The following is an 8,992-nucleotide window of genomic DNA, read 5'->3' on the forward strand; positions in this document are numbered from 1 at the left end:
CCGGATCAGGAACTCAGCATATCTATTGGGCTTTTGGCCCCTAGTGCTGCTTGCCCTGCTGGCACGCCTGACTTTTGGTGGCGTCGTGACGGCTTCGTCTGTGTTTGACGATTCACTGAAAGAATTGACGAAACTAAGCGTCTTCTGTGATCCACAGGAGGCTTATTCTGCTCCAGACAAACACCACCATCAGAACGATCAGCAGGATGATGCCTTCCTGCTCTCTGATGCTTTGGATCTTTTCCAGCTAACAATCGCTTTCTGCGCACTGATAGCGCTGAGTATTGCGTTTGTTCATCGCGTCTGGATGTTTGCCCCAATCCGCGGGCCACCCACTCCCGAACGCCCCTCTCAGTGCCCCCAAGGCCCTCCCGCCTGATCTGAACTGCAAAAGCCACCCGCCTGCAAGCGCACGCGGGTTTTCGTGCTGTCTATCCAGGTTCAGACCAATGCTTCATTCTATGTATCGATCTTCCCGTCTGCTTGCGGGCGTGACGACCTGTGCCGTCCTTTTCTTCTCTTCCGCCTCATTGGCAACATCTCGCCAGGAGATAGGCACGCCTCTCAAGGCTAGCCGACGTAAAGCTCCGGCTGTCCCCAAGCAGCCTAAAAGGGAAGTCATTACCGTCACGGCCGCCAAGCATGCTCCCGCGCCTATCCGCCCGGCCGGGCAAACGACTTACAGCTCAGACCGAAGTAGTTTTGGGAATCAGATTGGCCAAAGCGTCGCCGACATGATTGTCACTCTCCCCGGGGTCAGTTTCACTCAGGGCAATGGTCCGCGCGATACCGTCGTGTCTGTCCGCGGATCGGGGGATCGGCAGTCTTACGGGCTTAAGAACTTGCAGGTGTTGGAAGACGGTTTCCCCATGACGCAGCCCGACGGAACGGCAAGAGCCGATCTGATCGACCCTCATGCTTACCAGGGGGTGGATGTCTTCGAAGGACCAGCATCTACCGTTTACGGCAATTATGCGATCAATGGCGCAATCAATTTCCGAACCCGCAAGGGGGCTGATATTCACGGGCTGGAATTAGGATCGGATTTCGGCAGCTTCGGTATGTTCAACAACTACGCAACGCTCGGACTTGGTAACCAGCGTTACGATCTTATGGTGTTCGCGAGCGACGTCCGTGGAAATGGGTTTATCGCCAATAGTCGTTATAATACTTCAACAGAAAACGTCCGGCTTCGCGTCAATCTGACGTCTTCAGACCGTCTCATCCTGAAGTTCGTCAACAATGTGACGGACGCGTCCTTACCTGTTCGCCTGTCTTTGAACCAGTATCACGCAAATCCTTATCAGAATGGATGTTATAACACGTCCACTTCCCGTGCTGGGTGCGCTTCCGTCAATCTGCTGGCTAATGGCCGGTACGGCACCAAAGTCGCCATGAGTCCCGAGGCTGCTGGTCTAGGTCGTTTTGATCGTCGTACCGTTACAGGACTACGGTGGGAGCATGATTTTAACGAGCAGACGACCTGGCGTAACCAGTTCACATACGATCAACGCCACGTAGACCAACCCACCTCACCAACGTCTTTCGTAGGCCCCTACAACTCCTATAACGTCAGCAGCGACGTGACAAACCATGCTCGGATCGGAACAACGTCTCTCGATACATTCGGCGGGCTGAGTTTTGATTACCTCGACTATGGGTATCAGACGTACAACATCATGCCGGCAGGCGGTGCCACCCGAGGCGCCATGAGTTCTGCTTCCTACGGACATCAGTGGAACCTTGGCGCGCGCTTTCAGGAAGACTGGCACTTTGCACCCGATTGGCATGTTGTTGTCGGACTAGGAGGTACGTATTCCGATATTGGCGCCACTGAGACGCTATATGGATATTCAGCCTCCGGGGTGCATAGCCAGTACGTCACGGCAAACCGCTTCTACTTCAATCTCGCGCCTGAAGGTGCTCTGATTTATGATCCGAGCGAACACTGGACGTTCCACACACGGGTTGGAACAGCTTATGGCACGCCGTCGTCTTCGAATTTCTTCATCACGCCCCAAGGGCAATACGGGAACAATACACAGCTAAAGAGCCAAACGAGCCTTGGAGTTGACCTCGGAGCAGACTGGCATCCAACAGAGACCACACATATTCAGCTCACAGGATTTTACGAGTTTTACAGCAATGAACTCGTTAACCAGTCCGCCGGTGTGAACGCCGTGGGGGCCTATACATTCAACGCCCCTGCCTCACAGCATCGTGGCATTGTCTTGGGAGCTGACTGGAAGCCGCTTGCCCATGCCCTTCCCGGTGGACGGATTTCGCTCAGCTACACCTACGATAATCAACTCTACACAAACTACACGGAAGTTCTTTCCAATAGTACCGCATCAAAGCGTTTCAGCCGGAATGGGAAATACATCCCCGGCGTTATTCCCAACTTCCTGAATGCCCGTTTTCTTTACGATCAGCCTTCTGGCTTCTTAGAGGGAGTTGGTGGATATGCAGAAGTGACCTGGCGAGATGCCTACTGGCTGGATAATGCGAACCGCCTGAAAGCGCCCGGATATACCCTTCTGAATCTGGAAATGCACTACGATCCCCCAGCTCGGATGGGTTGGGCTCACCGTCTGCACTGGTATTTCGAGGTGCAAAACGTCACCAACCAGACTTATGTCTCTGGCGCGACAAATATCAGCGATCAGTTGCAAGCAAACGGGCAAGAAGCAACGGCAGCAACGCTGATGAATAGCACTGGATCGATTTATGCCGGCTCTCCCCGGGCATATTTCGGCGGCGTACGGATAAAATTGTGATGCGCATGAGTATGAAAGATGATTTGGCGTCCTGGGCCCCCGATCGCCTTACAGTTTGGCGATGGCATTTCTTTTCGGGGCTCTTTTGCCTCCCCTTTGTTGCCCTCTTGTCTCTCACGGGCAGCGTTTACCTGTTCAAGCCACAGATCGATGGGTGGATCGATTGGAAATACGATCACCTTCCCGCGGTAATCGTCTCGTTGCCGCAGGAGGACGTCAATGCTGCTCTGAAAGCAGTGCCTGATGGCAGCTTTCTTGCGTACGAAGTTCCGACCTCCCCACGCAGCGCTGCACGTATTCTCGTTAATCGCGAGGATGGTGAGGCAGTACGAGTTTATGTGGATCGAAACCGCCATATCGTTCTGAAGACCGTGATTGAAGAGCATCGCTTTGAACGACTGGTTTTTAAGCTGCATGGCCAGCTTCTACTGGGCAATCTGGGCTCGATCATCATGGAGATGGTCGCGTCATGGACAATCGTCCTTATCCTCTCGGGTCTCTGTCTATGGTGGCCGCGAAACCAACGGGGGCTGGCTGGTGTGCTGTACCCGCGCCTTAACCAGACTGGACGGGCACGATGGAGAGATCTCCATGCCGTTACGGGTGTTTGGGTTTCTATCGTTCTGACACTGTTTCTCGTGTCTGGCCTCCCTTGGTCATATGTCTGGGGGCACGCCCTTCTTTCTGCCGAGAAGACTGTAGGCCGCATCACATCAGTGAAAGACTGGGAAATTGGTGCGGTACCCGTTCAGGAGACAATAGCTGGCCACCCGATGGTGTCACACCATGAAGACATGCCTGGCATGGATATGTCCGAGGATATGCCGTCGCAGGTGAACTTGAACGGCCTGAACAATGTGGCCCGGACAGCAGAAACGCTATCACTTGCTGCTCCTGTTCTTATCACGCCCCCAAATGGGCCTGATGGTGTTTGGACCATCAGATCCGATGCCCAGAACCGGCCTCTCAGGGAGAGTGTGAAGGTCACGGGAGATGGGCATATCATCGCGAGAGAGCATTTTTCCCAAAAGGCAGCAATTGACCGGATCATAGGATATGGTGTTGCAGCGCATGAGGGACACCTGTTTGGATGGGCAAATCAGCTGCTCAATCTTCTGGTTGCCCTCGGGCTTCTGCTGATGAGTTGTGCAGCAACAGTTCTCTGGCTCAAACGCAGGCCGGAGGGAGAATTCGGAGTACCGCCCTCCTTACCATCATCACGAATGGGCTTTGCTATGGTAGGCGTCCTTTGTGTTCTGGCTATTCTGTTGCCAGAACTGGGAATATCCATGATCTGTTTGGCTGTAGCGGGGAGGCTCTGGCGTTATCGGGAGTCAGGAATGGGTCAGCAATAAACGCTTTAAATCTGTCGCTATCTGATGCGCACTGGAATCAACGGGTATCATTCCGACTAATTGGTTCTCACCGTCCATCAGGTACAGCAGAGAACTGTGATCAATCAGATCGTCGGACCCCATACCAGAATGATGCTGCATCTTAACATGGAAGGCTTCCATAACGGGCTGAAGCTGCTCAGACGTGCCTGTTAGCCCGATGATTTTGGGCGAAAAATTCTCCACATATTCCTTCACAACCTGAGGGGTATCGCGTATCGGATCAACGGAGATGAAAATAGGTGTGACAGAGTTACCTTTGGTCTTGAGCTCATCTAGAGCTGACGAAACTGTTTCAAGCGTTAGGGGGCAGACGTCTACGCAGTGAGTGTAGCCAAAATAAATCAGCGTATAGCGTCCCTGAAAGTCGGACTGGCTGACAGGGTGCCCCTGCCCGTCGGTTAATGCATAAGGGCCGCCAATGGCTGCATGATGATGTGACGTCAGGAAGGTCCGAAACCCGGCAGCGCCGATCAGCAGCGCAAATGTAATACTAACAATCAGGACGAGCGCTTTTCTATCCTGCCGCGGAGACGCAGAGGCTTTTCTGGCAGGAGTTTTTTTGCGGATAGAGCGCCGTTTCATGGCATGTTCATAGCAAACACATGATTGGTTTGCATCAGATGTTTTTTACTAAAGCTGACTTGGCCTGTGCTCACCATCTGCATCAACAGGAAAATTCGTTATAAGCAGTCGGGTATATTCGCTGACAGTCTCCTCGAGCTCATTGTCATGGGCTCGATACGCATTAGAACAGAAGAATAAGTCCGCCATGAAATTTTGCTAGGTCGACGTGATTCCTACGCCTCTCTCATTCATTAATCGTGAATGCATCATTCAGAAAGACAGGAATTTCGCACTCAGGTCGGAGAAACAAGATTTATACTTTGTTACGTCAACAAATGTCTCCTAATCGGCTATAGAGAATTCCCGAATACCGAGAGCATTTGCTCGACTAACAGACCAAGAGACCTCATAGTGTCGCGAACACACTACACCCGATGACAGTGCAGAAACCTCATTCACGCTTACGAAAATCCTCTCCTGTATCATGGTGGATGTGGAGAGGCCTGTTAGCCCTTGTTCTTGCATGGACTTTCGCACACCTCGTAACTGTCGGATCTCCACAATGGGGCCTGAGTACCCCACATGACTCACTCGTGTTTGGCCAGATGATTGCAGTCGCTCTGTTTCCTGTGCTTCTTCTCATCTCTTTTGGCACACAAAAACCCTTGTCTGGAGGGATTATCGCAGGCGCGGCCTGCATCTGTGCCGCACTTGCGTTGCTGTTTTACTCTTGATGCAGGATAATCTTCGTACGCGCATGGGCTGGCTTCATGCCTGGGTTGGCTTCATCACCGGGTTGCTTCTTTTTTGCGTATTCGTCACGGGAAGTCTTGCAGTCTTTGATACTGAGCTGACGCGCTGGCTCCAGCCCGAAATACCTCCAGAAGCACCAGCTTTTTCCCCTCAATCACTGGATCACACCCTTCCAGTTGTCCATGAGTTGCTTCTGCAAGGAGAAAAGCCGTTCATCACGCTCCCGTCACAGCGGGATCCCTTCTTGCGAGTGCAGCACCATGATGGATATGAATTCCTGACGGTCCCCTATAATCCGCAGACTGGAGAGCGGCTTCAGGCCCGCGATACTGCTGGCGGGAAATTTTTCTATGATCTGCATTATACGCTGAGGACTGGCATCTACGGAGCAACACTTATTGCTGCGGCGGGTCTGGCCCTTCTTGTAACAGTTGGGTCAGGAATTATCATTCATTTGCGAGGACTGGTTTCGGATCTGCTTCTGGTAAGGCCTTTCGCATCAAGACTGCGTGCATGGTTGGACGCACATGTCCTCGCTAGCGTCCCTTTCATCCCGTTCGTTATCATGATGGCCTATACGGGCACGTTCATTCGCGCACGAACGCTCTTTCCGCCTGTATCGTACATCAATTCTATTCATAATATTGTTTCACCGCATTCAACCGTGTTGGTGCCACCGAAGAAAAAACGAGAGTTTCCGGGCAGTCCTTCTCTCCCTCCTCTTCTCCAGGAAGCTGAAAAGACACTCGGTAAAGACCAAACGAGTTTTATTCTATTCCTGCCCCAAAGCCTTCTCTTCAGTCGATTGGACATGTCTGTCCCCCGACTGAAGGGAGAACATGTAGATTTTAGCCCGTTTGATGGACATTTTTTACGTCATGTTCTGCTTTCAACGCCAGTCACCAAAACGCAGCAACTCATGGAAGGCATTCACTATGCCCGTTGGACGGGGCCGGGATTACGGTGGCTGTATTTCCTATCCGGCATCATGGGCGCCGTGATGTTCGCAAGTGGGTCAATTATTTTTCTAATGAAGCGCCGGAAGATGTCCGGCCTTCGTGTCATTTTCCGGGTCGCCGAAGGGCTTACGATTGGCTTTATTCCCGGATTTATTCTGGCAACACTTGCCTTTTTCTGGGCCAACAGGCTTTTGCCGGTATCTTTGCCTGAACGTCATCTGGCAGAGGTCCACTGTTTCTTTACCATTTGGGCCCTATGCACTGTGACTGGTCTGATCTGGTCCCTACTCCATCACTCACGACGAGGGTGGAGGATGCAATTAAGTGCACTGGCCTTCCTCAGTATTTGCCTGACACCGTTGGACTTTTTTACACGTCCGGGCGCGTCCATTTTTCATGCGCCAACAGTTTTTGCGGCTACGGATCTGTGCGCCCTCTTTTTGGGGTTGGTCACTCTTGAGATGGTGCGTCGTTTGTGAGTCTTGCTCTTTGCATGGTGTTCTGGCTGCTGGGGCTTGGCTTACAGGCAGCATGCGAACCTAAAATGCTACGATTTGCGCGCTTGCCTGAGGATATCTTACCTAGACCAGTAAGGATCGGACGGGTCGTGTTTCCGCTTCTGGGCCTTGTTATCGCCTTTTGGCTTGAACCGATCACCGCTATCTTCCTTTGGGTGGCAGCCTTTTCAATGGCATCTGTTATCGTTGCTCTGGTTTGGGCAATACTGGCCCGATACCAGGAGTTGAAACGATAACAGACATTTTTCCTTATTATCCCTTTTGGGGTGAATACCAGAGACCAATACCGCCGATCAGTGCAGTAAATGCAACATAGATGGCCGGGGCGAGCGGTGTATGTGGTGTCAAGGCAGAAATAATAGCGGGGGTAAGGCCTCCAAAGATCGCGTATGAAATATTATAGGACAGTGAGAGCCCAGAAAAGCGGACCTGAGCGGGGAATGCGCGAAGCATTCCGACCGGAACGAGGCCTACAAATCCACAGCACAGGCCGCTAAATGCCGCCCAGGGAGCAAGGGCTCCGGAGAGCAGCGGAAAGAACGCGTAGAGCCCGAAGCCTCCCAAAGCCAGCATCAGACCGCAAATGAGACTAAGTAGTTTGAGGGGCACGATGTCTGTCAGCGCACTGACCAGAACTACAGAAATTGTCAGGCAGAGTGTGGCAGCAAGGCTTGCCAGCATGGTTTGAGAAGGTGACACATGATGAAGGGTCTGCATCAGAGGCGGCATCATGAGAACAAGCACCACGATGGCTGCTGTCAGCGTCCACGTTGTCATCATTGAGCATAAAATAGCGCGGCGATGGTCACGTAGCAGAAGTTTTACCGGCATGGCTTCAGCCGTTTTAGCGGTCGCATGCATTTCCCGGAATACCGGGGTTTCTTCCAGCCATCGTCGAAGAAACATTGCCCCAAAACCGAAAATACCACCTAGAACGAAGGGAATGCGCCAGCCCCAAGTGGACACCACATCAGGTGGAAATACGGCGTGTAGCAAGAGAATAACAACGGATCCAAGGAGAATACCGCCCGTAAGTCCACCAGTGAGAAGGCCTGTTGCAAGGCCAACACGGTGGCGGGAAGCATGCTCAGAGACAAAAACCCATCCTCCAGGTGCTTCACCACCGATAGCAGCGCCTTGCATGATGCGCAGAACAAGCAAAATGAGTGGAGCGATAACTCCAAGTGTCTGATAGCCGGGCAGAAGCCCCATTAACAGCGTTGGGAGTGCCATAAGCAGTACACTAAGCGTAAAGACCTTCTTTCTGCCCGCAATATCTCCAAAATGGGCCATGATGAGGCCACCTACTGGGCGAGCCAGATAGCCAGCACCAAACAGACCAAAAGCCTCGGCCTGTCGCAGCCATTCAGCTTGGCTGTCCGGGAAGAAATGAGCGGCAATCAGTTTTGCGAGAAATGCAAAAATAACAAAATCATAGAACTCCAGCGCTCCTCCCAGTGAAGCCAAAGCTAGAATACGAAGTTGGGAAGAACTGAGAGGCGCAGGTGCCTGACTGGACGACATGAAGTAACGTTTCCTACACACGGAAAGGTTCCAGCGGGGTGCCGGAACAAAAGGATTGGATATTATACAATAATTTGTTTCAAAAAGTCTATTATATCTGAAATAATATACTATTTTAAAATCGTAAAATATCATTTCTGATCGATTTGTTAGTCTTATGCCTGTCTTGTGATTGAACTGAGTTCAAGGGTAGAACAGTGCGAGGAGTTTAATTTATTCGTATATCTAAGGATAATTATATAAATAATATGCTATTTTAATACAAACATTACTGGTTTTATTGACCTGAATTTTGTTCGGATACTCCATGAAACATTCTGGGAGAACAGAAAGGCGGTGGTGCTCGACAGCTGGTTGAACCGCCTGAGCAATCTATTTCTTCAAAAGTAGGTTATAAGTTAGGTCGCAGGAAATCATGTTAATGGATGCAGAATAGATGGTCGGTTTCAGGATTAAACTCGCATGAAAATAATTTTTAATATTATAATATAAATATATAC

The 8,992-nt window shown here is 51.3% G+C and carries 6 protein-coding genes; 4 read left to right on the forward strand and 2 right to left on the reverse strand.

What is annotated here, in order from left to right; genetic code table 11:
- The first annotated feature begins 25 nt into the window (after positions 1-25).
- The 3 genes from KP702_RS15460 to KP702_RS15470 all read left to right on the forward strand — a co-directional run bounded on the left by KP702_RS15460 (position 26) and on the right by KP702_RS15470 (position 4,132).
- Entirely contained in the window at positions 26-379 is a 354-nt protein-coding gene (locus KP702_RS15460) for a hypothetical protein (RefSeq protein ID WP_237389988.1), read from the forward strand.
- A gap of 70 nt (positions 380-449) precedes the next feature.
- A complete protein-coding gene (locus KP702_RS15465; protein ID WP_202207838.1) occupies positions 450-2,777 on the forward strand; it encodes a TonB-dependent receptor domain-containing protein in 2,328 nt (775 codons plus the stop codon).
- A gap of 5 nt (positions 2,778-2,782) precedes the next feature.
- Positions 2,783-4,132, forward strand: coding sequence for a PepSY domain-containing protein (locus KP702_RS15470; protein ID WP_215769335.1), 1,350 nt, complete (start codon positions 2,783-2,785; stop codon positions 4,130-4,132).
- Here the strand turns inward: KP702_RS15470 and KP702_RS15475 are convergent.
- Complete coding sequence (locus tag KP702_RS15475) at positions 4,112-4,756, reverse strand: SCO family protein (RefSeq protein ID WP_202207840.1); 645 nt, start codon at positions 4,754-4,756, stop codon at positions 4,112-4,114. The genes KP702_RS15470 and KP702_RS15475 overlap by 21 nt on opposite strands.
- A 715-nt stretch (positions 4,757-5,471) precedes the next feature.
- Here KP702_RS15475 and KP702_RS15480 point away from each other — a divergent pair.
- On the forward strand, positions 5,472-6,929 hold the full coding sequence (locus tag KP702_RS15480; RefSeq protein WP_215769336.1) for a PepSY-associated TM helix domain-containing protein: 1,458 nt from the start codon (positions 5,472-5,474) through the stop codon (positions 6,927-6,929).
- 291 nt (positions 6,930-7,220) lie between these two features.
- Here the strand turns inward: KP702_RS15480 and KP702_RS15485 are convergent, their stop codons facing one another.
- Positions 7,221-8,492, reverse strand: coding sequence for an MFS transporter (locus KP702_RS15485; RefSeq protein WP_202207842.1), 1,272 nt, complete (start codon positions 8,490-8,492; stop codon positions 7,221-7,223).
- Positions 8,493-8,992 lie beyond the last annotated feature (500 nt).

Origin of the sequence: Gluconobacter sp. P5B12 (genome assembly GCF_018812035.1) — a bacterium.
Lineage (GTDB): Bacteria > Pseudomonadota > Alphaproteobacteria > Acetobacterales > Acetobacteraceae > Gluconobacter.

What these genes read in the sequence shown, in the direction of transcription:
- KP702_RS15485 (WP_202207842.1), bottom strand. Translation starts at nt 8,492, where the DNA reads ATGTCGTCCAGTCAGGCACCTGCGCCTCTCAGTTCTTCCCAACTTCGT.
- KP702_RS15480 (WP_215769336.1), top strand. Translation starts at nt 5,472, where the DNA reads ATGCAGGATAATCTTCGTACGCGCATGGGCTGGCTTCATGCCTGGGTT.
- KP702_RS15470 (WP_215769335.1), top strand. Translation starts at nt 2,783, where the DNA reads ATGAGTATGAAAGATGATTTGGCGTCCTGGGCCCCCGATCGCCTTACA.
- KP702_RS15465 (WP_202207838.1), top strand. Translation starts at nt 450, where the DNA reads ATGCTTCATTCTATGTATCGATCTTCCCGTCTGCTTGCGGGCGTGACG.
- KP702_RS15475 (WP_202207840.1), bottom strand. Translation starts at nt 4,756, where the DNA reads ATGAAACGGCGCTCTATCCGCAAAAAAACTCCTGCCAGAAAAGCCTCT.